The 25752-nt window shown below is 63.4% G+C and carries 21 protein-coding genes; 14 read left to right on the forward strand and 7 right to left on the reverse strand.

Annotation, left to right across the window (positions count from 1 at the left end; translation table 11 throughout):
• Window positions 1-254: 254 nt before the first annotated feature.
• From JKL48_RS13365 to JKL48_RS13375, 3 genes are all read left to right on the forward strand, one after another.
• Window positions 255-1628 (forward strand): 3-keto-disaccharide hydrolase, encoded by a 1374-nt coding sequence (locus tag JKL48_RS13365; RefSeq protein ID WP_317191937.1) that lies wholly within the window; start codon window positions 255-257, stop codon window positions 1626-1628.
• Between the two features lie 160 nt (window positions 1629-1788).
• Entirely contained in the window at window positions 1789-3159 is a 1371-nt protein-coding gene (locus JKL48_RS13370) for a Gfo/Idh/MocA family protein (RefSeq protein WP_201983253.1), read from the forward strand.
• 20 nt (window positions 3160-3179) lie between these two features.
• Window positions 3180-4241, forward strand: coding sequence for a DUF6807 domain-containing protein (locus JKL48_RS13375; RefSeq protein ID WP_201983256.1), 1062 nt, complete (start codon window positions 3180-3182; stop codon window positions 4239-4241).
• A 102-nt stretch (window positions 4242-4343) separates the two neighbouring features.
• Here JKL48_RS13375 and JKL48_RS13380 read toward each other — a convergent pair whose 3' ends face one another.
• Window positions 4344-4775, reverse strand: a complete 432-nt coding sequence (locus JKL48_RS13380; RefSeq protein ID WP_236668784.1) for a cupin domain-containing protein — start codon at window positions 4773-4775, stop codon at window positions 4344-4346.
• A gap of 184 nt (window positions 4776-4959) precedes the next feature.
• Window positions 4960-7008: an alpha amylase C-terminal domain-containing protein gene (locus JKL48_RS13385; RefSeq protein WP_201983261.1), complete on the reverse strand. Its 2049-nt coding sequence runs from the start codon at window positions 7006-7008 to the stop codon at window positions 4960-4962.
• 239 nt (window positions 7009-7247) lie between these two features.
• On the opposite strand from JKL48_RS13385, the gene ggt reads away from it, so the two are divergent.
• A complete protein-coding gene (ggt, locus tag JKL48_RS13390) occupies window positions 7248-9002 on the forward strand; it encodes a gamma-glutamyltransferase (protein ID WP_317191938.1) in 1755 nt (584 codons plus the stop codon).
• 148 nt (window positions 9003-9150) lie between these two features.
• Here ggt and JKL48_RS13395 read toward each other — a convergent pair whose 3' ends face one another.
• Window positions 9151-9519 (reverse strand): hypothetical protein, encoded by a 369-nt coding sequence (locus JKL48_RS13395; protein ID WP_201983264.1) that lies wholly within the window; start codon window positions 9517-9519, stop codon window positions 9151-9153.
• A gap of 97 nt (window positions 9520-9616) precedes the next feature.
• On the reverse strand, window positions 9617-10666 hold the full coding sequence (locus JKL48_RS13400) for an NYN domain-containing protein (protein ID WP_201983266.1): 1050 nt from the start codon (window positions 10664-10666) through the stop codon (window positions 9617-9619).
• 347 nt (window positions 10667-11013) lie between these two features.
• On the opposite strand from JKL48_RS13400, the gene JKL48_RS13405 reads away from it, so the two are divergent.
• Entirely contained in the window at window positions 11014-13884 is a 2871-nt protein-coding gene (locus JKL48_RS13405) for a TIM-barrel domain-containing protein (protein WP_201983268.1), read from the forward strand.
• Between the two features lie 64 nt (window positions 13885-13948).
• Window positions 13949-14494, forward strand: coding sequence for a GNAT family N-acetyltransferase (locus JKL48_RS13410; RefSeq protein ID WP_201983270.1), 546 nt, complete (start codon window positions 13949-13951; stop codon window positions 14492-14494).
• Window positions 14495-14508: 14 nt separating this feature from the next.
• Here JKL48_RS13410 and JKL48_RS13415 read toward each other — a convergent pair whose 3' ends face one another.
• The 3 genes from JKL48_RS13415 to JKL48_RS13425 all read right to left on the reverse strand — a co-directional run bounded on the left by JKL48_RS13415 (window position 14509) and on the right by JKL48_RS13425 (window position 17637).
• The gene (locus JKL48_RS13415; RefSeq protein ID WP_201983272.1) at window positions 14509-15648 is read right to left on the reverse strand and encodes a phosphatase PAP2 family protein; all 1140 of its coding nucleotides are present in this window, start codon (window positions 15646-15648) and stop codon (window positions 14509-14511) included.
• 49 nt (window positions 15649-15697) lie between these two features.
• Complete coding sequence (locus JKL48_RS13420; protein WP_201983274.1) at window positions 15698-16438, reverse strand: phosphatase PAP2 family protein; 741 nt, start codon at window positions 16436-16438, stop codon at window positions 15698-15700.
• A 158-nt stretch (window positions 16439-16596) separates the two neighbouring features.
• A complete protein-coding gene (locus tag JKL48_RS13425) occupies window positions 16597-17637 on the reverse strand; it encodes a YncE family protein (RefSeq protein ID WP_317191939.1) in 1041 nt (346 codons plus the stop codon).
• 227 nt (window positions 17638-17864) lie between these two features.
• Here JKL48_RS13425 and JKL48_RS13430 point away from each other — a divergent pair, with 227 nt between their 5' ends.
• The 8 genes from JKL48_RS13430 (at window position 17865) to JKL48_RS13465 (ending at window position 25681) form a co-directional block, all read left to right on the forward strand.
• Window positions 17865-19325: an alpha-amylase family glycosyl hydrolase gene (locus tag JKL48_RS13430; RefSeq protein ID WP_201983276.1), complete on the forward strand. Its 1461-nt coding sequence runs from the start codon at window positions 17865-17867 to the stop codon at window positions 19323-19325.
• Window positions 19326-19358: 33 nt separating this feature from the next.
• Window positions 19359-20075 (forward strand): DUF421 domain-containing protein, encoded by a 717-nt coding sequence (locus tag JKL48_RS13435; RefSeq protein WP_201983278.1) that lies wholly within the window; start codon window positions 19359-19361, stop codon window positions 20073-20075.
• An 81-nt stretch (window positions 20076-20156) separates the two neighbouring features.
• Complete coding sequence (locus JKL48_RS13440; RefSeq protein ID WP_201983279.1) at window positions 20157-20747, forward strand: nitroreductase family protein; 591 nt, start codon at window positions 20157-20159, stop codon at window positions 20745-20747.
• Window positions 20748-20879: 132 nt separating this feature from the next.
• Complete coding sequence (locus tag JKL48_RS13445; protein WP_201983281.1) at window positions 20880-22025, forward strand: TlpA disulfide reductase family protein; 1146 nt, start codon at window positions 20880-20882, stop codon at window positions 22023-22025.
• Window positions 22026-22122: 97 nt separating this feature from the next.
• Complete coding sequence (locus JKL48_RS13450) at window positions 22123-22602, forward strand: DinB family protein (protein ID WP_201983283.1); 480 nt, start codon at window positions 22123-22125, stop codon at window positions 22600-22602.
• A 177-nt stretch (window positions 22603-22779) separates the two neighbouring features.
• Window positions 22780-23169 carry an SMU1112c/YaeR family gloxylase I-like metalloprotein gene (gloA2, locus tag JKL48_RS13455; protein WP_201983286.1) on the forward strand — a complete coding sequence of 130 codons (390 nt, stop codon included), beginning with the start codon at window positions 22780-22782 and terminating at the stop codon, window positions 23167-23169.
• A gap of 147 nt (window positions 23170-23316) precedes the next feature.
• On the forward strand, window positions 23317-24648 hold the full coding sequence (locus JKL48_RS13460; protein WP_201983290.1) for an alpha-amylase family glycosyl hydrolase: 1332 nt from the start codon (window positions 23317-23319) through the stop codon (window positions 24646-24648).
• 70 nt (window positions 24649-24718) lie between these two features.
• Window positions 24719-25681, forward strand: a complete 963-nt coding sequence (locus tag JKL48_RS13465) for an aldo/keto reductase (RefSeq protein ID WP_201983292.1) — start codon at window positions 24719-24721, stop codon at window positions 25679-25681.
• The last annotated feature ends 71 nt before the right edge of the window (window positions 25682-25752 follow it).

Below are 25752 nucleotides of genomic sequence, written 5' to 3' on the forward strand. Positions count from 1 at the left end.
AATACTTGGCCTCCTAATTATTCGTGCCATTACCTCCCCCCGCGCCAGCACCAGCGCCACCCGGCTGGGCACGTACGCCGAGGCAAAACTCGGCTAGACCACCTCCGTTTGCTTTTTCCTTAAAGCTACATATCTGTTTTGCTTTGGGGAGTGCGTTCAAGGTATCAAAGGCGCTGGGTGGCGGGGCAACCGGCGCCGCTGCCTTGCACCACCCCCGTTCGAATGTTTTCTTATCTTTCCGCATGCTTAGCCCCTTGAAAAAACGCATCGCCCTGGCCACCGGAATCGTGGCGGCGATGGTTTGTAATAGCCCTGCCCTGGCCCAAGCGGCGGGTTCCTGGCAGAATCTGTTCGATGGCAAAAGCCTGAACGGGTGGAAGCGCGTAGCGGGCACGGCCGACTACAAGGTAGAAAACGGCGTCATTGTGGGCACGACGGTGCTAAACTCGGGCAACACGTTTCTAGTCACCGAGAAGGAATACGGCGACTTCGTGCTGGAGCTGGACGTGCTGATTGACAGCCCGACCAGCAACTCGGGCATTCAGACGCGCAGCCATTTCAATACGGAGGGCCACGCGGGCAAGGTGTACGGCCGGCAGGTCGAGATTGACCCGTCGGAACGAAGCTGGTCGGGCGGCATCTACGACGAGGCGCGGCGGCAGTGGTTGTACCCGCTCGATTTGCACCCGCAGGCCAAATCGGTGTTTAAAATCGGCCAGTACAACCACGTCAAAGTGGAGTGCATTGGCAATGAGATGAAGACCTGGCTGAACAACACGCCCATTGCCTACGTGGTGGACCCCGTGGACCCCAAAGGCTTCATCGGCCTGCAAGTGCACGCGGTGACGACCAAGGAGCAGGAAGGCAAGAAGGTGTACTTCAAGAACATCCGCATCAATACCACCGACCTGAAGCCCAGCGCATTTCCGGCCGATATCTACGTGGTGAACTTCGTACCCAACTACCTGAATGCGTATGAAAAGGCGCACGGCTGGCGGCTGCTGTTCGATGGCAAAACCTCGGCCGGCTGGCGCAGCGCCAGGGGCCCGGCCTTTCCGGCCAGGGGCTGGGAAGTGGGCGACGGCACGATGACGGTGCAGCCTTCGGAGGGCAAGGAGGCGGCCAACGGCGGCGACATCGTGACCAACGAGGAGTTCAAGGCCTTCGACCTGTCGTTTGAGTTCAAGCTGACGCCGGGGGCCAACAGCGGCGTGAAATACTTCGTGACGCTGGACGAAAAAACCGAGGGCTCGGCCATCGGCCTGGAGTACCAGGTGCTCGACGATGCCCTGCACCCCGATGCCAAGCTGGGCCGCGACGGCGACCGGACCCTGGCCTCGCTCTACGACCTGATTCGGGCCGATAAAAACCCGCGCTTCATCCACCCCATCGGCGAATGGAACGTGGGCCGCGTGGTGGTGTACCCCGACAACCGCGTGGAGCACTACCTCAACGGCAGCAAAGTGCTGGAATACACCCGCGGCTCGAAGGAATTTCAGGCGCTGGTGGCCATCAGCAAGTACAATGTGTGGCCGAATTTCGGGCTGGCGCCGCAGGGGCACATTCTCCTGCAGGACCACGGCAACCGGGTGTCGTTTCGTAGCATTAAAATCAAGACGCTCAAGTAGTAATTCTCTATACACTGGCGGTCATGCAGAGCGCAGCGAAGCATCTTTACCGCAGCGGTAATCTGATTTACTTCCGAGGTAAAGATGCTTCGCTGCGCTCTGCATGACTGCCTTTGAGCAGGCCCTAACCAACCATCCTCATACTCCAACCAGAATTCCCATGTCGCACGAAGAACCTAATCCCCGCCGCCTGTTCCTCAAGCAAACGGCGCTGGCCAGCGCCGGGGTGCTGCTCGCACCCTCTATGGCGTGGTCGGCTAGCAGCTACCGGCGCATTGTGGGGGCCAACGACCGGGTGCGCGTGGGCGTGGTCGGCTTTTCGGACCGCCACCGCAGCTCGCACATTCCCAGCTTCCTGAACCATTACAAGGAGCTGAATTTCGACGTGGTGGGCGTGTCCGACATCTGGAAAAAGCGGCGCGAAGAAGGCGCGGCCACCTGGAAAGAGAAGCTGGGCCACGACGTGACGGCCTACCGCAACAACGAGGAGATGTACGACAAGAAAGCCGTGGACGCGGTTTTTGTGAGCACCGCCGACTTCCAGCACGCCCTGCACGCCATCGAGGCCGTGAAAGCGGGCTGCGACGTGTACTGCGAAAAGCCCTTCGCCGAAACGATGGAGGACAACCGAGCGGCGCTGAAAGCCATCAAAGCCTCGAAGCAGATTGTGCAGATTGGCTCGCAGCGGCGCAGCGGGGCCAACTACCACGCGGCCGATGCCTACATCAAATCGGGCAAATTCGGCGACATCAAAATGGTGGAGCTGACCTGGAACGTGAACCAGCCCGGCCGCTGGCGCCGCCCCGACCTGGTGCCCCAGCTGAAAGAAGCCGATACCGACTGGAAACGCTTCCTGATGAACCGTCCCGCCGACGCCTTCGACGCCCGCAAATACCTGGAGTTCCGCCTGTTCTGGCCCTATTCCTCGGGCCTGCCGGGCCAGTGGATGAGCCACCAGATTGACACCGTGCACTGGTTTACGGGCCTGCAGCATCCGCGCAGCGTGGTGGCCAACGGCGGCATCTACATGTGGAAAGACGGCCGCAAAAACTGGGACACCCTCACGGCGGTGTTCGACTACGGCCCCCAGAACGACCCCAGCAACGGCTTCCAGGTCACCTTCGGCTCACGGATGGACAACGGCGACGAGCACCCGGCCGAAATCTACTATTCCAACGGCGGCGAGTTGAATTTGAACACCAACACGGTATCGCCGCGCGGCGGGCTTACCAAGAAGTTTGCCGACGACATGCACATCCAGCCGTTTTTGCTGCCCGAGTCGAGCTTGTCGGCTGTGGAGCCGGTTATCGCCTCGGCCAATACCGGCGGCGACAAGCTGACCTCGAACCACGTCCGCAACTGGATGGAGTGCGTGCGTAGCCGCCAGCAGCCCCACGCGCCCGTGGAGGCCGGCTACAGCCATTCCATTGCCACCATTATGACCAACGCGGCCGTGCATTCGGGCATGAAAGCCACCTTCGACGAGCAGACGCAGGAGGTGATGGTGGGCGGCAAGGTGTTCAAATATTAACCCGTTTTCAGCCTTTCCCGATGAAGAAATTTGCTCTCCCCGGCGGCGTGCTGCTGCTTGCGCTGGCTGGCTTTCCCGATGCGCAGGCCCAGAAAGCCGAGCCGGTACGCGTGACCAAAGACGCCAAAGCCAAGAAGATTGATGTGTATGTAGGCAAGGAGTTATTCACCAGCTTCCTGTATCCCGATTCGCTGGAAAAGCCCGTGCTCTACCCGTTGCACGCCGCCAACGGCACCGTGGTCACGCGCGGCTTCCCGCTGAACCCGCAGCCCGGCGACCCCACCGACCACCCGCACCACCTCGGCCTGTGGTTCAACTTTGAAAACGTGAACGGGCTGGATTTCTGGAACAACTCCTACGCCATTGCCAAGGAGAAAAAAGCCACCTACGGCTGGATAAAAACCGATAAGATTCTGACCACGACCAGCGGCCCCACCGGCGTGCTGGCCTACCACGCCAACTGGACCAACCAGCAAAACGAGGTACTGCTGGAAGAAACCACCCGCTTCGAGTTCAGCGGCACCGGCCGGGCCCATACCATCGACCGGGTGACGACCCTCACCGCGGCGCGGGAAGTCACCTTCACCGACGCCAAAGACGGCCTGCTGGGCCTGCGCCTGGCCCACGCGCTGCAAATCCCCGCCGACCAGGACCAGAAATTTACCGACAGCAAAGGCCTCGTGACGGTGGTAAAAGCCGGCACCGACCACGTGGCCAACGGTACCTACCTCACCAGCGCCGGCAAGCGCGGCAACGACGCCTGGAGCACCCGCGGCACCTGGTGCAAAGCCTACGGCAAAATGGGCGCCGACTCCGTCAGCGTTACCATCATCGACCACCCCAAAAACCCGAACTACCCCACCTTCTGGCACGCCCGCGGCTACGGCTTATTTGCCGCCAACCCGCTGGGCGAGAAGATATTTACCAACGGCAAATCGGCGAAAAATCTGCAACTGAAAAAAGGCGAATCGGTGACGTTCCGCTACCGCGTGCTGATTGACGACGGCCGCACTACCCCGACAACCAACCAGCTAAACGCCGCCGCTGCTGCCTTCGCCCAGAAGCCCGTCGCAGCCAAGTAGCGCGGCGCTGGTTGTAGGCAACTCTGGGTGCCGCACCTGCTTCTACGTTGCCATGGCCTGCATCGACGGCATGACGTAAATCTGCCTCCAGGACCCCGTCAGCTACGGTTTGGTGGCAGATGCTGCTGTTTTAGCCGTGCGCCATTTCAGAACGTGATACGTTGCTTGGGTAGTGCCCACGTTTTGGATGCTGTGCAGTTTGTTCGGCGCCTGAAAAATCAATGAGCCGGGGCCTACACGCTTGAGCTCACCGTTCACGAGGGCTTCCACGGTGCCTTCCTTCACTATCATCAGCTCCTCTTCCGGGTGCTGATGGGCGGGGTGCGCAAACTCGCCTGGGTTCAGGGTGGTAGCGTGAATCTCTAGGTTTTCGAGGGTCTCGGTAGGGGTGTCGAGGAACTGCCGTTTCTCGCCCACTTTCGTGGGCGTCGCCTTGACGGATTTCCACTCAACTACCGAGGAAGGCAGGGCGGCCAGCAGGTGTTGGTTGTTCGCCATGATGACCAGCGGAATGCTCATCAACAGGACCGTCAAGGCAACGAGGGTAAGCTCTCTTTTCGTCATGATTTAAGTGTATTACAGAATGAATTTTCGACAAGCCATTCAACGCAGCAGGTGCCCGAAACAGCACCGCTGCGGCTGAATTTCCGGGTTTGGATAGTAACTGCTTTTTAGCAACAGCCCGCCCCAACCAATGGCATAGTCGTAAAAGGGCCACCTACCCCCGCGCCAGCACCAGCGCCACCCGGCTGGGCACGTAGAGGCTTAGCTGGTGCTCATACGTCTCGTACTCGAACGCCTCGTCGGGCCGGTCGAAGCCGCCGAACTGGGCGTTGTCCGACGACAGCGCCACGCGGTATTTGCCTTCCTCGGGCACCCAGAAGCGGTAATCCGTCAGGCTGCGCTCGACGTGGAAGTTTAGGATGAACACCAGCCCGGCGCGGGCAAAGGCCAGCACCTGGTTGGTTTCGTCGTGCTTGAGCAGCTGAGCGGGGGCGGCGGCCAGCAGGTGGGTGTTTTTGGCCAGATGAATCAGGGCCTTGTCGAAGGCGCCCATCTGGTAAAATTTCAGGTCGGGGTTGTCGCCCAGGCTCCACTGGCGGCGGGCAAAGTGGTGGCTCCAGCCGTTGCCCTCGCGCGGGAAATCGACCCATTCGGGGTGGCCAAATTCGTTGCCGATGAAGGTGAGGTAGCCCTCGCCCCCGGCCGCCAGCGTGAGCAGCCGGATGAGCTTGTGCAGGGCCAGGGCCCGCGCCGCGGCGGGGTCCGGGTCGCCAATCTGCATGTGGGTGTAAATCCCGGCATCGAACAGCCAGTGCGCAATGGTTTTGTCGCCCACCAGGGCCTGGTCGTGGCTTTCGGCGTAGGCAATGGTTTTTTCGCCCAGGCGGCGGTTGGCCAGGGTGTACCACAGGTTGCCGAGGGGCCAGCTTTCGTCGGGCGTGTGCTTGAGCAGCTTTATCCAATAGTCCGGAATGCCCATGGCCAGGCGGTAGTCGAACCCGATGCCGCCTTCCACAGTGGGCCGGCACAGGCCGGGCATGCCGCTCATGTCCTCGGCCACCAGCAAGGCGCCTTTCTTGAACTCGTGGGCCAGGGTGGTGGCCAGCTGCAGGTACAGAATGGCGTCCTCATCGGCCCCCGCGCCGAAGTAGTTGTCGTAGCTCATAAAAGCCACGCCCTCGCCGTGATGGTGGTAGAGCATGCTGGTCACGCCATCGAAGCGGAAGCCGTCGAAGTGGTATTCTTCGAGCCAGAAGCGCAGGTTGCTGAGCAGGAACTGCTGCACCTCGGGCCGGCCGTAGTCGAACAGCTTGCTGTCCCAGCCGGGGTGGTTGCCGCGGGCACCTTTGTGGAAGTAAAGGTTGCCGGAGCCGTCGAAATCGGCCAGGCCTTCGGCCTCGTTTTTCACGGCGTGCGAATGCACGATGTCGAGCAGCACGGCAATGCCGCGGCGGTGGGCTTCGTTAACGAGAAACTTCAGGTCTTCGGGCGTGCCGAAGCGCGAGCTGGCCGCAAACAGGTTGGCCACGTGGTAGCCAAAGGAGCCGTAGTATGGGTGCTCCATCACGGCCATAAGCTGCACGGTGTTGTAGCCGCCGGCCTCGATGCGGGGCAGGATATTTTCGGCAAACTCCCGGTAAGAGCCCACCCGGCCATCCTCGGTGGCCATGCCCACGTGGGCCTCGTAGATGAGCGGCTCCGCTACCGCCTTGGCGGGCTTAAACTTCTGGTCGGTCCAGACAAACGGCGTGTCGGGCCGCCAAACCTGGCCGGCAAAATCCCGGGTGCTCACGTCCTGCACGGCGCGACGCAGGGTGGCCGGCAGCCGGTCTTTGCCCTGGCCGTTGGCCACCACGTGCACCTTAAACCGGCTGCCGTGGGTAAGGCGCTGGTCGAACTCAGCATCCGGCAAAAACGCTTCCCACACGCCAAATTCCAGCTTGTGCAGCGGCGTGGCCTGCCGGTCCCAGCCGTTGAAATCCCCGACCAGCGACAGCGCCTCGGCACCGGGGGCCCACTCGCGGTACACCCAGCCGCCGCGGGCGGCGTCGTGGTTCAGGCCCAGCTGCTGGTGGGCGGTAGCAAAGTTCAGCAAAGAGCCGTGGTAATGCTTGATTTCGGCCAGCCGGGCCTGCAAGCGGGCCATACGGGCCCGCAGGATGGGCTCGTAGGGCGTCAGCCAAGTGTCGCTCTTGACCAGGGGCAGCGGGGCGGGGCGCTGGAGCTTGACGGCGGCGGGGGCAGTGGGTTTCGACTTGGCCATGATGCGGAAAAGGGTTGGCTCAAAAGTAATAATTTGCCGGTGGCAATGCACGCAGCCTATGCGCTGCGGTGCCACCGGCCACACCGGGTGGCTTTCGGCACACGCAATGCCCCGAAACTACTTCCTTTCCCGGAGAACACTCGGCAGTCCGCCGGCTTTCGCCCATAATTTTATTCCGCTCGGCGGCTATTTGGCCCCGCCAGGTAGCAATCTGTGGAATCGTACCGTTATTTTGCTCGATGATGAAATACCGTCTGTTCACCATTCCATTGGCATTGCTGCTGGCCTGCTCGGCCGAGCGGCCGGTCACCTCTACTTCGCGGGCATTTGAAGGGTCGCTGGGTACGCCGCCCCCCAAAGCCGCCGCGCCCAAGCTGGCCCGCTACGCCATGGTGGTGTCGGCCCATCCCGAAGCTTCCCGCATTGGCACCCAAATCCTGCAGCGCGGCGGCAATGCCTACGACGCGGCCGTGGCCGTACAGTTTGCGCTGGCCGTGGCCCTGCCCGCCGCCGGCAACATTGGCGGCGGCGGCTTTTTGTTGTACCGCGACCGGAACGGCTCGGCCGGCTCCCTCGACTTCCGCGAAACCGCGCCCGCTGCCGCCTCGCGCGATATGTACCTCGACAAGCAGGGCAACGTGGTGCCCGGCCTGAGCACCGCTGGCCCGCTGGCCGTGGGCACGCCCGGCACCGTGGCCGGCATGGTAGCCCTGCACAAGCTCATGGGCAAGCTGTCGTGGCCGGCGCTGCTGCAGCCCGCCGTGGCCCTGGCCACCAGAGGCTTCCCGCTCACGGCCAAGGAGGCCGCCGGCCTCAACAAGACGCGGGTTGATTTTGAGAAGTACAACCCCGGCAACGTACCGGCTTACGTGCGTCCCGGCGGCGGCGACTGGCAGCCCGGCGACACCCTGCGCCTGCCTGAGTTGGCCCGCACCCTCACCCGCATCCGCGACCAGGGCCGCGCCGGCTTCTACCGGGGCGAAACTGCCCGGCTGCTGCTCAACGAGATGAAGCGCGCCGGCGGCCTCGTGAGCCAGGCCGACCTCGACAGCTACCGGGCCAAGTGGCGCGAGCCGCTGCGCGGCCGCTACCGCGATTACGACGTGATTACGATGGCGCCGCCCAGCTCCGGCGGAGTGGCCCTGCTGCAAATGCTGCAAATGCTGGAGCCCGTGGACCTGGCCCAGGCCGGCTACCACACGCCCCTGGCCGTGCACTACATCACCGAAGCCGAGCGCCGCGTGTACGCCGACCGCGCCACCTACCTTGGCGACCCGGACTTTGGGCTGGTGCCCATCCAAAAACTGCTCGACGTGGACTACAACCGCCAGCGGGCCGGCACCATGCGCTCGCGCGGCCGGGCCACGCCCAGCAGCGACATCGTGGCCGGCGCCAACCTGCCCAGCTACGAAAGCAACGAAACCACCCATTTCAGCATCATCGACGCCCTCGGCAATGCTGTGAGCTGCACCACCACGCTCAACGGCGGCTACGGCAGCAAGGTGGTGGTGCCCGGCGCCGGCTTCCTGCTGAACAACGAGATGGACGACTTCTCCGTCAAAGCCGGCACGCCCAACGCTTACGGCCTCACCGGCGGCACGGCCAACAGCATTGCCCCCGGCAAGCGCATGCTCAGCAGCATGACGCCGACCATTCTCACCCACAATGGCAAAGTCGCGCTGGTGACCGGCACGCCCGGCGGTAGCACCATCATCACCAGCGTATTGCAAAGCATCCTTGGCATTGTCGACTACGGCCTGAATGCCCAGCAAGTGGTGACGGCTCCGCGCCTGCACCACCAGTGGATGCCCGACCTGCTCGACGTAGAAGCCGGCGCTCTGCTGCCCGTGGCGCAGGACACCCTACGTGCCCGCGGCTACCAGCTCAACCCCGCCCTGCCCTGGGGTCGGCTCGACATCATCCATGTGCAACCCGATGGCACCCTGGAAGGCGGCGCCGACCCGCGCGGCGACGATACCGCGCTGGGGTACTAGCGGGAATAGGGAATAGGGAATAGGGAATAAAAAGAACGTCATGCTGAGCTTGTCGAAGCATCTCTATTGCAATAGTAAATAATTACTTGCGCAGTAGAGATGCCTCGACAAGCTCAGCATGACATTCTTTTTAGAATCTTTTGCTTTTCTAGCTGACTACCGGCGCCTTGGCCAAGTGGCGCAGGTTGCCGGCGGCGGCAATCAGCTTCTGGCTGATTTCGCGGGCTTTGTCGCCCTCGCCGCTGAAGCTGTGGGTGCTCAGGGCCGACTGGGCCGTTAGCTCGCCCAGGTTCTGGAAGGCTTGGGCCATGCCAACGGCGTTGTTGTTGCTGATGTGGGTGCGCAGGGTTTCGAGCTCGGCCACGATGGGGCGCAGCACGGGCTGGTCGATGGCGCGCAGGTGCGAAATCCAGTTGTCAATCTGGTTGAAGCCGGTGCCGGGGTCCTGCTGGAAACCGTTGTTGATGGAGTCAAACAGCACACGAATGCTGGATTCTACTTCGGAAATAAAGCTCATGAAGCGAAGAAGTGGAGATGAAAAAAATAAACGGAACAGGGGCCGAAGCGAGCACTAAATCGGCTCCTTCAACGCCCAAAGATAACCGGCCGGGCCGCTAGTTTTCTTCGCCGGGGTGGAGTTCCTGCACGTTGGGATGGTTGTAGTTGACCATGATAACGGAAAACGCGTGCGGCTCGCCCTCGCGCTTCTCGATACGGATGGCGCCGGCGTCGCGCAGGCGGTTCAATTGGTCGCGGCGCTCGTAGTCGGGCAGCTCGGGCAGCTCGTCGGTGAGCAGCCGCATAAACGGCCCCAGCCAAAGCTCCGTGACGCGGCGCTGCTGCTTGGCTTCCAGCTTCTGAATCTCCTTCAGCATAAAGGCCAGCGTGCGGCGCTCAACGTCGGTAGCCAGCGGGTGGCTGGGCAAAAAATCGGGGGCCTCCTCCGTGGGGCGTTTGACGGCAGCGGGAGTTCCGGACCGTGGGGTGCTGGTAGCAGCCGCGGGCCCGGACGGCATTTTGGATACGTCGCCGGTACGGGCGGCCAGCGCGGCGGCCGAGGGCACGCCCACCGTGCCGTGCTCACGCAGCCGGCGGCTTTCTTCCTGGGTGCGCTGGCGGTCGGCGCGGCGTTGTTCGAGCTGGGCCACGCGCTCCGGGGCCAGCAGGTCGCGGGCGTCGATGAACTGCTGGGCCCCGATGTTCTGGAGCAAGTCGCCGGACACGGACTCGCGGAAGCCGGCCACCAGCACCTGCCGGGCCTGCCGGCGCAGGTGCTGCAGCACGGGAATGTAGTCCCGGTCGCCGGCCACGAGCACGAACGTGCCGATTTCGGGCCGGGTGTACATCACCTCCAGCGCGTCGATGCAGAGCTGCATGTCGGCGGCGTTTTTGTGGTCGGTGCCCAGCACGTTGCGGGTGCTCACGCCCATGAGGTAGAGGGCACCCTGCGGCGCGGTGGCCATGCGCTCGAAGTCGGCGTAGGCGTAGCTGATGAGGCTGTCGAGCCCTTGCGTGCTGAGCTGTTCGCGCAGGCTGCGGACAATGTCGAGCACGATGTCGTTGAGGTCGGGCGGGTCGTGAAAGTGGTTTTTGAGGAAATAATAAACGTTTTCGAAATCAATGAAAACGGCGGCGTACGGAGAAGCTGCGGACTTGGGCGACATGGAGCAAAGGTATAGGAAGCAGCTCTGTAAAGTCGAACCAAGGGCAGGCGTGCGGTTCGGTTTGCAACGGTTTCGAAGTCGGTATACAGGTGCTGGAAGTAGCGCGAACTTTGTAGTTCGCGTCACCGGGCCATCTTATCGAAGCGGCTGGCGCAGGGACGCGAACTACAAAGTTCGCGCTACGGTACCCCGACTCCGAAACTGCTGTAAGTGGCTGGTAAGCGGAAATAAGCGAGGCTGCAATTAGGCTTCATCTGCGGGCTTCGGCTGTAACTTGCCGCTTCCCACCCGGCCTGTTCTTGATGAAGGTACATTTCCGATTTTCTGTTTGTCCAGCGACGGCAGCTGTGTTGTTTCTGCTGTTTTTCTGTACCGGCGCGCGCGCCCAGCGGGCCGATAATGACCGGCCCATTACCGACCCATTTAAGCAGCGCGTGGTGCCGGCGCGGGCCGTGCCAGGCGGACGGTATAAGTCGCATATCTTCGATGGCACCACATTGTTGATACGCGCCACGGACGGCAGCGCGCTTCGGGTAGAGGGGTGGGCCCCGGGCGTGACCAAAGTAACGTATTCGACTGCGGGCCGGGCGCTGCGGGCCGATAGTTCCGTGAGCGTGGTGCAAGCCCAGCAACAGCCATTGGACGTGGCTTTTGAAGAAACTGCCACTACACTGAGCTTTCCAGTAGTGGATGGATTGCGGGCGGCCGTGCAGAAAAGTCCTCTGCGGGTAAGTCTGCTGCACGACGAGGGGGTACGTAGCACCGATACGCTGGTGGCAGAAGCTGCCGGGCCCTTCCGCCGCGAAGCCGCCTCCCCCACCCCAGCCACCCGCCCCGAGCCCGGCGGCGTGGGCGCGCGCTTCCGCCTCGCGCCGGGCGAACGGCTGTACGGCACCGGCTCGCGCGCCCTGCCCGTGGACCGGCGCGGCTACCGCCTGGAGCTGTACAACCAGGCGCACTACGGCTCCCAAAACAACGAACCCAACCTGAACATTACGCTGCCCACGGTGCTCAGCAGCCGGGGTTACATGCTGTTTTTCGACAACCACGCTCCCGGCTACCTCGACCTGGGCAAGACTGATAAGGACGTGCTGGAATACGGCGGCGAGGGCCTGACTTCCCTCAGCTACTTCGTGATAACGGGCCGGAACCAGGCCGAAATTCTGGAGCGCTACACGGCGCTCACGGGGCGGCAGCCGCTGCCGCCGCGCTGGGCGCTGGGCCTCATTCAGAGCCGCTTCGGCTACAAAACCGATGTGGAGATGCAGAACGTGACCAGCCGCATGCGCCGCGAAAACTTCCCCCTCGATGCGCTGGTGCTGGATTTGTACTGGTTTGGCGGCACCAAGCGGCAGGGCGATTTGAGCTGGGACAAACCTAACTTCCCCGACCCGGCCGGCATGATGAGTAGCCTGAATAAGCAGGGCGTGAAAACCATCCTGATTTCGGAGCCCTACGTGATGCGGACCTCGCGCAACGACTCCATCGTGCGCACGCAGGGGCTGGTGGGCACCACGGCGGCGGGCCGGCCGTTCACGGTGGGTTCATTCTGGGCCGGGCCGGCCAGCATCCTGGACGTATTCAAGCCCGCGGCTCGCGACTGGCTGTGGGGCTACTACAAAAAGCTGCACCAGGAAGGCGCCGCCGGCTGGTGGAGCGACCTCGGCGAGCCCGAAAACCATCCCGATGCCATGCAACACATAGCCGGGTCGGCCCGCGCCGTGCACAACGCCTACGGCCAAAGCTGGGCCAGCATCTTCACCGAGGGATATGCCCGCGATTTTCCCGAGGAGCGGGTGTTCAACCTGGCGCGTTCGGGCTGGGCGGGACTACAGCGCAACAGCGTGTTTCCGTGGTCGGGCGACATCAACCGCTCCTGGAGCGGCTACCGCGCCCAGGTGCCCGTGATGCTGGGCATGGGCCAGGGCGGCGTGGGCTACATGCACTCCGACGCGGGCGGCTTCTGCGTGGGCGGCATCGACCCGGAGCTGTATACACGCTGGCTGCAAATGGCCAGCCTCTGCCCCATCCTGCGCCCGCACGGCGAGGGCGTGCCCCCCGAACCGTACTATTATCCCGACCCTTACAAGGGCAGCGTGCGCGACGCCGTGCAGCTGCGCTACCAGCTGCTGCCCTACCTCTACACGCTGGCCTGGCAGAACACGACGAAGGGCGCACCGCTGGTGCGCAGCATGAACTATGACGCGTTGTTTAATGAGGAATCAGGAATGAAGAATGAGGAATTAGCGGGTGTTCCCAATTCTTCATTCCTAATTCCTCATTCTTCATTAAGCGAAGCGCCCAATACGCAGTACTTGCTCGGCCCCAATCTGCTGGTGGCGCCCGTGCTCAACCCCAGCCAGCGGCGGCGCAACGTGACGCTGCCCAGCGGCAACTGGATTGATTTCTATACCAACCACACCTACGCCGGCGACCGCACCGTGGGCGTGCCGGCGCCGCTGGCCCATGCGCCGCTGCTGGTGCGGGCCGGGGCCTTCCTGCCGATGACGGCCTACCGGCCCAGCACGGCGCTATACCGCCCCGATACGCTGCTGCTGCGCTACTACCCCGACCCGAGCAGTTCGGAATCGGAGTTTACGATGTACGACGACGACGGGCACTCGGCGCAGGCGCTGGCCCGGCATCAGTACGAGACGCTGACCATGCGCGGCTTCTGCACGCCCACCCAAACCGATATTATTCTGAGCAGCAACGGCGAGTACCCTGGGCAGCCGGTGTTTCGGTTTGTGCGGCTGCTGGTGCAGCGGGTGGCGGCCCCGCCGACGGCTATTTACTTCGATGAAAAGCCCGTGCCGGCCGAAGGCTTTTCGTTCGACCCCGCGAAGCACGAGCTGGAAATCCATTTCCTGATGAATGCCGGCGTGGCCGTGAACATCCGCGGCTTGAAGATTCTTACCGCCACCGCGCCCGATTCCGCCCCCGAAGTCCTGACGCTGGAAGCCCCGGACAGCCGCAGTTTTGGCACTGGCGGCACCACCTTGCGCTATACCCGTTACGAAGCGCAGCGGGCAACCCCGACGCAATTGCGCATCCGCAACGCTCAGGGCGGCGTGGTGCGCACCCTGGAGCTTGCGGCTGGCTCCGGCCCCCATGCCCTGCCCTGGGATGCCCGCGACGAGGCTCACCAGCCCGTGCCGCCCGGCGTGTATGTGGCGGAGGCGGCGGGCCAGCACCAGCGGTTAATTGTGACGAAATAGCCTTGCAACTTGCGCCGGAACCGCGCTAACAGGCACAATCTGAAGCGTGGGCAAACCCCATTTTATGCAACCATTTGACTGCGCCCGCCTGCATTTCCGCCCCCTCACGGCCGACGACGCGCCGGGCATGTTTGCCCTCGATTCGGACCCGGCCGTGCACCGCTACCTGGGCGGCGTGGGCGGGCAAATGGTGACCGAGCTAGCTCAGAGTGTCGAAACCATTCGCTTCATTCAGGCGCAATACGCGGCCAATGGTATCGGGCGCTGGGCGGTGGTGCTGCGCGCCACCGGCGAGTTTATGGGTTGGGCTGGGCTAAAGCGGGTGGCCGGCCCCGTAAACGGCCAGCACGATTTCTACGACCTTGGCTACCGCTTTCGGCCGCAGTTCTGGCGGCAGGGCTACGGCTACGAGGCCGCGCAGGCCTGGCTTGATTATGGATTTCAAACGTTGCATTTGCCCCGCATCTGCGCCTATGCAGATGCAGAAAACCTGGGCTCGCGCCGCATTCTAACCAAAATAGGCCTGCGGGAAGGCAATGAGTTTACCGAAGGCGGCGCGCGCTGCTTTTGGTACGAGGCCACCAATCCGAACCCTAATGCCGGCCGGTGAGCCCATGGCGCAGGCTACAGCGGTACCCGCTGGAACACCAGGCGCACGCTGGGGCCACCCATTGTCACGGGCCCGGCAAACGTCCCGCTGCAAACGGCCGGCGTCACGCTGTCGACGGTGAGCGTGCTCGTGGCGGTGCCACCAAAATAGGTGCCGCCGTTGGCATTGCCGCCAATGGGATAGTTGGCTGATTGCACGAACTCATCGAGCCGCACCGGGCCGGTGGTGCTGGGAAAACCGCTGCCCACGTAGTAATAAAGCAGCTCCAGGGTGGTGCCATCGGGCAAGTCGGAGCGCAGCACCAGCATGCGCCGCTGCTGCCCGGAGGCCGAAGGTGGCGGCGTGCCGAGTGAGGCCCGAACCGCTGTCAGCGCGGTTGTTTTGCCGCCTCCATCCGTGTATACAACGGAAGTGGCGGGCACCGGCGGCGACTCCGGCGCATCTTTAGAGCAGGCCGCCAGCCCGCCAACGCCTAGCAGCGCGAGTAGAACGAAGGGTTTCATAGCCGCAAGATACAGCCGCCCAGTTGGCATGAACAGCTGCACCAGCAGCACCCAGCCCACGGCGGCGCACCAGCCGGCCAGCACATCGGAAGGATTGTGCACGCCCAGGTACATGCGGGCCCAGCCCACGGCCAATGAAAACAGCAGGCCCAACGTCCCAACCAGCCAGTGGCCGCGCCCGCGCCAGCTCAGGAAAACAAGGGCCGTGGCAATGGCCGCCGTGTCCATGGCGTGCCCACTGGGAAAGCTGAACGTGGTTTCCGGCCGAATGCTGACCCACAGCACCGGCCGGGGCCGCGCCACCAGCGCCTTGATGACTTGCGTCAGCAGCATCGAGCCGCCCACCGACAGCGCCCACCCCGCCGCTGCCCGCCACTGCCGCCGCCAGACCAGTGCCAGCAGCATCAATACGCCCACGCCTACCATCGGCCAGGTATTGCCGATGGCGGTGAGGAACACGGCCAGCGCATCGAGCGCGGGCGTGGCGTGGCGGTGCCAGAACAGCAGCATCGGCGCATCCCAGGGCAGCCCGCCGGACCGCAGCACGGCCAGCGCCAGCCACCCCACTACGCCCCAAGCCAGCAGTAGCCCCGGCAGCAGCCGGCTGGGCCGGGGCATTATCCCGAAATCAGAAGAGGAAGGCAAGGGCATAGCGAAGAAAGGCGGCGGGAAAACGGCGGCAAGTAAGCGCCTGGCAACGCTACGCCGCCGGGCGCGGCGCCTCGCGGGGGGCGGCCACTACGGTGGGCAGGCGGCGGTGCAGGGCCTCGCGCCACAGCCGCCGCAGCTCGTGGAACTCGGGCGAAAACAGCAGGTGCAGGCCCGCCACCCAGCCCACCGCGCCCGTCCAGCCGGCCAGCACATCGGAGGGGAAATGCACGCCCAGGTACATGCGGCTCCAGCCCACGCCCAGCGCAAACAGCGGCCCCGCCGCCCAGGCTAGCCAGTGGCCGCGGTGCTGCCACAACAAAAAGCCCAGCGCCGTGGCCACGGCCGCCGCGCCCATGGCGTGCCCACTCGGGAAGCTGTAGTAAAACGCCGGCTTAATGCTCAGCCACAGCGCCGGGCGGGGCCGGGCAAACAGCACCTTCACCAGCAAGTTCAGCAGCATGGCCCCGCCCACCGACGGCCCGAAAAACCACGCCTGCGAGCGGGTACCCCACACGGCCAGCCCTAGCGTGAGCACCGTGGCCGCAATACTCATGGGCAATGGGTCGCCGGCGGCGGTGAAGCCCAGCGCCAGCCGGTCGAGCCCCGGCGTGGCGTGCGCGTGCAAAAACTCCAGAATGGCCTTGTCGCCAATGAAGCCGCCCGACTCCCAAATGTCCTCGGCCACGTTCACAAACACCACCCAGGGCAGCACCAGGCCCGCCAGCAGGGCCAGCAGCAGCACCCGGTGCACTCGCAGGGCATGACGGAGGCGGAGCCAGAAGGTGGGCATTAAGCAGGTAAGTTTTTAGAAGAAAAGGCTGTCATGCAGAGCGCAGCGAAGCATCTCGCGTGCTCAAGCAATTACTGCGATTGAGTCACTACCACACGCGAGATGCTTCGCTGCGCTCTGCATGACGGGCGATTACAACTTGAGGTTACCCAGTAGCTTTACTTCCCAAACTCCAGCACCCGAAACGTGCCGGGCACGATGCTGGGCCGGGGGCGCGGGTTTTCGGGGGTGGGCGCCGGCGTGGGGCCGTAGTCGGCGGTGGCGGTGAAGAGGTGGTGCGTTTTCGGGTCGATGGCCACGGTGCGGGCGCCGCGGGCGGTGGGTACGCTGGCCACCACACTGTACTTGGTGGGCGAGTCCTGGTGAATGACGGTGAACGTGCCCGAGCCGTTCGACACCACCACGTTGTTGGCGCTGGGGTCGAATACGGCGCCGTCGGTGCCCTTGGCGGTGGGCAGCACGGCCACCTGCTTGCCGGTTTTGCTGTCGGTAATCACCAGCTTCTCGTTGGCGCAGCCGCTGAAGAGGCGGTTGGCTTTGGGGTCGTAGCCCAGGCCGGTGGGCTCTTCGCCTGGCTTCACCGAGGTGCGCCGCAGCACGGCCAGGGTTTTGGCATCGAACTCGACGACCTCGCTCTTGTCTTCCAGATTGACGAAAATATGGCCTTTGCCGTCGGTGGCGGAGGCTTCCACGTCGCCGCCCAGTTCGGCGGTGCCCACCACGGCGCCGGTGCTGGCGTCGAGCACGGTGCTTTTGCCGCCGTCGTTGCTGAAGATGAACACACGCTTCGAGAAGGCATCGTAGAGCAGCGCGTCGGGCTTGGGCCCGGTGGGAATGGGCGCGCCGATGGGCTTCAGGGTTTTCACGTCGAACACCACGCAGGTGCTGTTGCGCCCGCAGGTGATGTAGCCGCGCCCCGCGCCGGGCACCACTTCGATGCCGTGCACGCCGGGCGTGTTCGGGATGGCGCCCACCAGCTTGTGGGTGGTCAAATCAATTACCTCCACTTGGGTGCCGTGCGACACGTAGAGCCGCTCGCCGGCGGGGTCCACCGAGAGGTAGTCCCAGCCACCCTCGCCCCCGATGGAGATGGTGTTGAGCAGCCGGTAGGGCGTGGGCGGCACCAGCGCCGCCTGGGCCTGCGCCGGGCAATGGAAGTGAAGAAGGGCCAGGGGGGCCGCCAGCAACAGGTTTTTCACGGAAAAGGCAGTTAGGGTGAAACCAATAGCTGCGAAGGTCGCCGCCGATTCTGTAGCTGGGCTGAAGGCGTTGTTAGGCGTGAGTACTAAACGTCATGCTGAGCGCAGTCGAAGCATCTCGCGTGCAGCAGTAAATCAAATTACTTCCACGGTAGAGATGCTTCGACTGCGCTCAGCATGACGTTCTTTTTTCGCATCAGATAATCCCCCGTTTCTTACCTTTCGCCATGTCCCATCCTGCTTCTTTCCGCCCCTTGCGGGCGCTGCTAGTGCCCCTGCTGTTTCTGGGGGCCTGCCAGTCCGGCACCAAGTCGCCTCCCGAAACGGCCACGGTTGCCGTGCCGCCTGCCGCGCTCGACTCGGCGGCCTTCACCATACGGCATCCGGCGTGGGCGCGCCACGCCACCATTTACCAGGTGAATGTGCGCCAGTACACACCGCAGGGCACGTTTCGGGCGGCCGAGGCCGACCTGCCGCGCCTACAGAAAATGGGCGTGGGCATTTTGTGGCTGATGCCGATAAACCCCATCGGTCGCAGCCACCGCAAGGGCACGCTGGGCAGCGCCTACTCGGTGCGCGACTACCGCGCGGTGAACCCCGACCTGGGCTCGCTGGCCGATGTGCAGCACTACGTAAACACTGCTCACCGCCTCGGTATGCACGTCATTCTGGACTGGGTGGCCAACCACACGGCCTGGGACAGCAACCTCACCACCGAGCACCCCGACTGGTACACCCGCGACGCGAAAGGCCAGTTCCGCCCGCCCGTGGCCGACTGGCAGGACGTCATCGACCTCGATTACTCGAAGCCCGCCCTGCGCCAGTACATGACCGAAACCATGGCCTACTGGGTGAAAACCGCCGACCTCGACGGCTTCCGCTGCGACGTAGCCGGGCTGGTGCCGACGGACTTCTGGAACCACACCCGGCAGGAATTGGAGAAGATAAAGCCGGTGTTCATGCTGGCCGAATGGGATGAGCTGTTCCCACCCACCTTCATCTCACGCAAGGAATTTGACCCCAACACGCGCCTGCTCGAAAAAGCCTTCGATGCCACCTACGCCCTGCGCCTGCACGGCCTGCTCGACAGCTTGGGGCGGGGCCAGAAACCCACCGCCGAGTTGGCCCACTACTGGGCCGCCGAGCGGAAACTCTACCCGCGCGGCGTGAACCTGATGACCTTTACCAGCACCCACGACATCAACGCCTGGGATGGCAGCGAGTACGAGCGGCTGGGCGCAAACGCTGTGCCCGAAGCTGTGCTCACCACCCTGTGGCCCGGCATCCCGATGCTCTACAACGGCCAGGAAGCGGCCATGAAACGCCGCCTACGCTTCTTCGACAAAGACACCATTCCGTGGAATGGCTACCCGCTGCAAGGGTTATACACGACGCTGCTGCAGCTGAAGAAGCGGCACCCGGCGCTGGCCAATTTCGATGCAGAATCGCAGTTTACGCTAGTGCCCAGCCCGGCCCGGACGGTGGTGTTTGAGCGCCGGAAGGGCGACGCTGCGGTGGTGGTGATGGTGAACTTGCATGACAAGCCGCAACCGCTTGCGTTGCCGGCCGGCGCGGGCTCTTACCGCGCGGTGTTCCCGACCACCGGGCACCTCGCGGAAGATGCCGGGGCGCCGGTAACCCTGCCGCCCCACGGCTACCAGGTGTGGGAACAAATCGGCCAGAAGTGAGTAAGTGGTTGCAGGACCACTCATTCCCCTGCCATGCCCCTGCTTGCCGATACCATCACGCCTTTCGACTGGCAGCGGCTGCTGTGGTCGGCCGATGCGCCGCCCGCGTTTCTGTTCGAGGTTGCGTTTCGCTGCGCGGTCACCTACCTGCTCACGCTGGCGGCCCTGCGCATCACGGGGCGGCGCGGGGTGCGGCAGTTGTCGCTGTTCGAACTGAGCATCATTCTGGCGCTGGGCTCGGCTTCGGGCGATGCCATGTTCTACCACGACGTGGCGCTGGCGCACATTGCGGTGGTGTTTGTGGTGGTGATGCTGATTTATGTGCTGCTCAACCGCCTCACCGAAGCCTATCCCCGCTTCAGCGACTGGCTGGAGGGCAAGCCGGTGCGGCTGGTGGCCGATGGCGCTATTGTGCACGAAGCCCTGCGCAAACAGAACCTGACCCACAAGGAGTTATTCGGCGAACTGCGCCAGCTGCAGGTAGCGCATCTGGGGCAGGTGCGCCTCGCCTACATTGAAGCCACGGGCCAAATCAGCGCTTTTTTTTACCCCGACGACGAGGTGCGGCCCGGCCTGCCCATCTTGCCGGAGCCGCTGGAACATGCCCTCACCCACATCGAACAGCCCGGCACCTACGCCTGCACCGACTGCGGCCAGACCGCCGCGCTAACGCCGGCTGCCGCCCATGCCTGCGCCGTGTGCCGCTGCCCCAAGTGGCTACCCGCCAGCCAAGCGCTTCGCGTGGCCTAGCTTTCGGCTGCGGCAGGCCGGCCACCGGGCCAAACTTCTGCCTGCCCAGGCAGTTGAAACGCTGGACCATTTCCCTTCTGCATGCAGGAATTTTTCGATACCGAACAAATCAACCGCCTTATCCGGACGCGGCGCAGCACGTTTATTCCGCAGTTTGTGCCCGGCCGCGTCATTCCCGACGACATCATCTGGCAGCTATTGGAAAACGCCAACTGGGCGCCCAGCCACAAGCAAACAGAGCCTTGGCGCTTCGTCGTGTTCACGGGCGCGGGCTTAGTAAAGCTGGCTGAATTTCAAGCCGATTTGTATGAGCAAACGGCCGGCCCGGCCTACAAAGCCGGCAAGCATGCCAACCTGCGCAACAACCCGCCGCAGTGCTCGCACGTCATCGCCATCGCCATGAAGCGCACCGAGCCGCGCCTGCCCGAAATCGAGGAAATCGAGGCTGTGGCCTGCGCCGTGCAAAACCTCCACCTCACAGCCCACGCCTACGGCCTGGGTGGCTACTGGAGCAGCGGCGGCATCACCTACACCGAAGAGGCCAAAGCCTTTTTCGGGCTCGGACCCGACGACCGGCTGTTGGGCTTCTTCCAGCTGGGCTACATTGAGGTGCCTTCAGCGCCCGGCCAGCGTGGGCCGATACATGATAAGACGCGCTGGGTGAGCGAATAGCAGCGGCGGCTTCACGCCTAGAGGTTCGGCTATCTTTAGGACGTTTAACCGGGCCGTTTGGGGTGGCTCAAAGCAACCTTTGCCGCTGAGCCGACATCCCATTCCAACTTCATTTCCTTCTTTTCTATTTTTATGAAAAAGCTTCTGTACGGCGCGCTGGCGCTGCTGCCCGCCCTGGCCCAGGCGCAGGCCCCCGCCGAAAATTTTGTGGTGAAAGGCACCGTGGGCACCAAGGCGGCCGTCACCAAAGCCTACCTGCGCTACGTGCTGGCGCAAAAGTGGGTAGTCGATTCGGCGGCCGTGAAGAACGGGCGTTTCGAGTTCAAGGGCGCGGTGCCCGAGCCGGGACGTGCCACGCTCATCCTCAGCCACAACGGTACTTCCCTGGCCAAATCGAAGGACGCGAGCAAGGAGTTTTTCTTCGTGGAGCAAGGCACCATTGCCATCAGCACGCCCGACTCGGCGACGAAAGCCACCGTGCACGGAACGCCGCTCAACGACGAAAACGCCAAGCTGACGGCCTCGCTAAAATCGTCGGACGACCGGTACGAAGCTTATATTAAGGAATACCGCGCCCAGCCCGAGGCCACCCGCAAAGACCCAGCCTACGTGAAGCAGCTCGAAGCCAAGCTTGAGCCCATTGAAGCCGAGCAGAAAACCATTCGCACCGCCTACATAAAAGCCCACCCCGATACGCGCTACAGCTTGTTTGTGCTGCAGGATGTGGGCGGGTCGGTGCCCGAAGTGGGGCCGTATGCGGCGCTCTACCAGGGCCTGAGCGCCAACTTGCGCAACTCGACGCGGGGCCAGCGCATCGCCGAGCAAATCAAGCGCCTGCAGCGCGTGGCCGTGGGGGCAGTGGCCCCCGACTTCACCCAGAACACCCCCGACAACGTGCCCGTGAAGCTGAGCAGCCTGCGCGGCAAGTACGTGCTGATTGATTTCTGGGCCAGCTGGTGCGGCCCCTGCCGCCAAGAAAACCCCAACGTGGTACGCGCCTACAACCAGTTCAAGGACAAAGGCTTCACCGTGCTTGGCGTGTCACTGGACAAGGAAGGCGCCCGTGAGGCCTGGGTGCGCGCCATTGAGAAGGACGGCCTGACCTGGACCCACGTGTCGGACCTGAAATTCTGGAGCAACGCCGCCGCCCAGGAATACGGCGTGCAGGCCATCCCGCAGAACTTCCTGCTCGACCCGCAGGGCAAAATCGTGGCTACCAACCTGCGCGGCGAGGAGTTGCAAAGCACCCTCGGCAAGCTGCTGAGCGCGGCCAACTAATTCCTTTTCAAAACCAAGTTTTGCGCCGCAAATTGGAGCCTTTTCTTCCGGGAAACGGCGCTGGTTTGCGGCGTTTGGCCTGTTTATTAATCTCGCTATGGACGCGGCTTTTTCGCAACAATACGCGCTTGTAACCAGCGCCCGCGCGGTTTTGCTGGACTACTGCGCCACGCTCGCTCCCGCTCACTTCACTGCGCCGGTGGCCGAAATGAACGGCGGCAACATTCGCGACCTGCTGGTGCACGTGGCCGGCTGCTATCACCACTGGCTGGGCCATGTTGGGCTGCGCCGGGCGGCCGCAAACCTGCAACCCGAAACCGTGCCCGATGTGGCAGCCGTGCGCGCCGCATTTGCGGGCGTAGATGCGCTGGTGGCCGGGTTCTGCCAGCACTACGCCGGAGCGTGGCTGGAGCCGACGCTTTTCGTGCTGCCGCGCCGGGCGCAGCCGCAGGAGTTCACGCCGCTGCAGCTGTTCACCCACACGCTTACGCACGAATTTCACCACAAAGGCCAGGTGCTGAGCATGAGCCGCCTATTGGGCTACGTGCCCGTCGATACCGACATCATTCGCACCTGAGAGTTTCGGCATCGCTGCACAGTAGCGCGAACTTTGTAGTTCGCGTTCCGAAACGAGTTGTTGCAGCGGCGCGGGGACGCGAACTACAAAGTTCGCGCTACAACTCGCGCCCGCCTTCGGCTCCGACCAACCGGCCACAATTCCAGGTTCACCACTTACCGCCCTGCTCTCCTGCCCATGCCTCAACTACTTGGCCTGCACCACGTCGCCCTTATTGTTTCCAATTACGAAGTCTCCAAGCGCTTCTACACCGAAATCATTGGGCTGGAAATAGTGGCCGAAACCTACCGCGCCGCCCGGGATTCCTACAAGCTGGACCTGGCGGTAAATGGCCAGTACGTCATCGAGTTATTCTCGTTCCCCAGCCCGCCACCGCGCCCCAGCTACCCCGAGGCCACCGGCCTGCGCCACCTGGCCTTTGCCGTGCCCGATGTGGCCGCCGCCATCCGGCAGCTGGAGCAGCACGGCGTGGCCTGCGAGCCCGTCCGGGTTGATGAGTTGACCGGCCGCCGCTTCACTTTCTTTTCTGACCCTGACGGCCTGCCGCTGGAATTCTACGAGGTGTAGCGACACAATATTTGCGTCTTGGCGTCCGTGCCGTTTCAGCGATTATCATTCAACGATGAGACGCAAATGTGCGTCTCTACATCGGTCAGGTTACAACCGCCGCCACCGGGGACGCGTAGCGGAATGCGCCATCGCCTTCCCATTTCCATGCCCGACAACCACCCACTCGCCGCCCGCTTCACCGTGCCCCACCCCGAATGGGCCACCCATGCCACTATTTATGAGGTAAACGTTCGCAATTTCACGCCGGAGGGCACATTTCGGGCTTTCGAAGAACACCTGCTACGCCTGCGCAACATGGGCGTGAGCATTGTGTGGCTGATGCCGGTGCATCCCATTGGCGAGGTCGGGCGCAAAGGCTTGCTGGGCTCGCCCTACGCCGTGCGTGATTACTTCGGCGTGAATCCGGAATTTGGCACGCTCGACGACTTGCGCCACTTGGTGCAGGCTGCCCACGCCCTGGGCCTAAAGGTGATACTTGACTGGGTGGCCAACCACACCAGCCGCGACAATGCGCTGATTGCCAGCCACCATGACTGGTATCAGCACGATGCCGAGGGCCAACTGGTGCCCCCTGTGGCCGACTGGACCGACGTGGTAGCCCTCGACTACGACAACCGCGAAATGCGCCGCTACATGACCGAAGCGCTGGCCTACTGGATTCGGGAAGCCGACATCGACGGCTACCGTTGCGACGTGGCCGGGCTGGTGCCCACCGATTTCTGGGACGAGGCCCGGCCCGCGCTCGATGCCCTCAAACCGGTGTTTATGCTGGCCGAATGGGACGAGCTGTACCCCTCGGGCGGGCTGACGTGGGAGGAGTTTGATTCCGACACGCGGCTGCTCGAAAAGGCCTTTAACATGACCTTCGGCCTGCGCCTGCACTACCTGCTCGACCGCATTGCCGAAGGCCACGCGGCCTTGGCAGACATTGACCTTTACCTGGCCGCCGAACGCGAAAAATACCCGCCCAGCGTGTACCTGATGCACTTCACCAGCAACCACGATGTGAACAGCTGGGACGGCACCGAGTACGAAAGGCTGGGGCCGCTGGCGCTGCCTTTTGCCGTGCTCACGGCGTTGGTGCCGGGCATGCCTATGCTCTACTCGGGCCAGGAAGCGGCCCTGAACCGCCGGCTGGAGTTCTTTGAGCGCGACACCATTGACTGGGGCGACTATCCGCTGCAGGATTTCTACACGCGCCTCCTGACGCTCAAGCAGCGCCACCCGGCCCTGCGCAACGGCGACCCCAGCAGCCTGTTCCAGCGCCTGCCCGGCCCGCCCGAGGTGTATGCTTTCGGCCGCAGCAAAGGCGGGGCAGCGGTGCTGTGTGCCGTGAACATCGCGGCTGAAGCCCGCGCGCTGCCCGCCGTGCCCGGCCAGTGGCGCGACTTGTTCAGCGACGAAGCCCTGGCGTTTGGAACCGGCGACCAAATGGCGGTGCCCGCCCACGGCTGGCGCGTGCTGGTGGCTGAATAAGGCCCGGCCCGTTAACCTTCGGGGGCATTTGCCAGTTAGAAACGCTCATTCCTCAGAATCTTCTTTTGCTATGCAAACCCGTGAACTGGGCCGCTCCGGCCTGCACATTTCGCCCCTCATGCTGGGCGGCAACGTCTTTGGCTGGACAGCCGATGAGCAAACTTCATTCGCCGTGCTCGATGCCTTTGTGGCGGGTGGCGGCAACGCCATCGACACGGCCGACGGCTACTCCGTTTGGGTGCCCGGCCACGTGGGCGGCGAGTCGGAAACCATCATCGGCAAGTGGCTGCAGCGGCGCGGCCGGCGCGACGACGTCGTCATTGCCACCAAAGTGGGCTGGGAAGTGAACCCAGAAAACAAGGGCCTGAAGAAGGACTACATCCTGCGCGCCGTGGAAGGCTCCCTCAAGCGCCTGCAAACCGATTACATCGACCTCTACCAGTCGCACAAAGACGACCCGACCACGCCGGTGGAGGAAACCCTGGAAGCCTACGCCCAGCTGGTGAAGGAAGGCAAGGTGCGCGCCATCGGTGCTTCCAACTTCACCAAAGAGCGCCTGCAGGAGTCGCTGGCGGCCAGCAAGCAGCACGGTTTTCCGCGCTACGAGACGTTGCAAAACCTCTACAATCTGTACGACCGGGAGGATTTTGAAAAGAACCTCGCGCCGCTGCTCCTCGAAGAAAACATCAGCGCCATTCCGTATTACGGCCTGGCCGCCGGCTTCCTCACCGGCAAGTACCGCGACCAGAACGACCTGCAGCAAAGTCCCCGCGGCGCCGGTGTGGGCCAGAAATACCTGAATGAAAAAGGCCTGGCCCTGCTCACCGCCCTCGACGCCGTGGCCGACCGCCAGCAGGCCACGCCCGCCCAGGTGGCCCTGGCCTGGCTGATGCAAGCGCCCGCCGTGACGGCCCCCATCGCCAGCGCCACCAGCGTGGGCCAGGTCACGGAACTGCTCGAAGCCACTGAACTGTTGCTCACGGCCGAAGACCTGGCCACGCTGGAGCAGGCCCAGCCGGTAAAGGCAGCGTAGCGTCAGCTTATTTGTCAGCCTGAGCAGGGCGATGGACCTTGTCACGCTTGTACCGAAAGGAATAACAACCA

This window comes from Hymenobacter rubidus, assembly GCF_016734815.1.
In the GTDB taxonomy this organism is placed as follows: Bacteria; Bacteroidota; Bacteroidia; order Cytophagales; family Hymenobacteraceae; genus Hymenobacter; species Hymenobacter rubidus.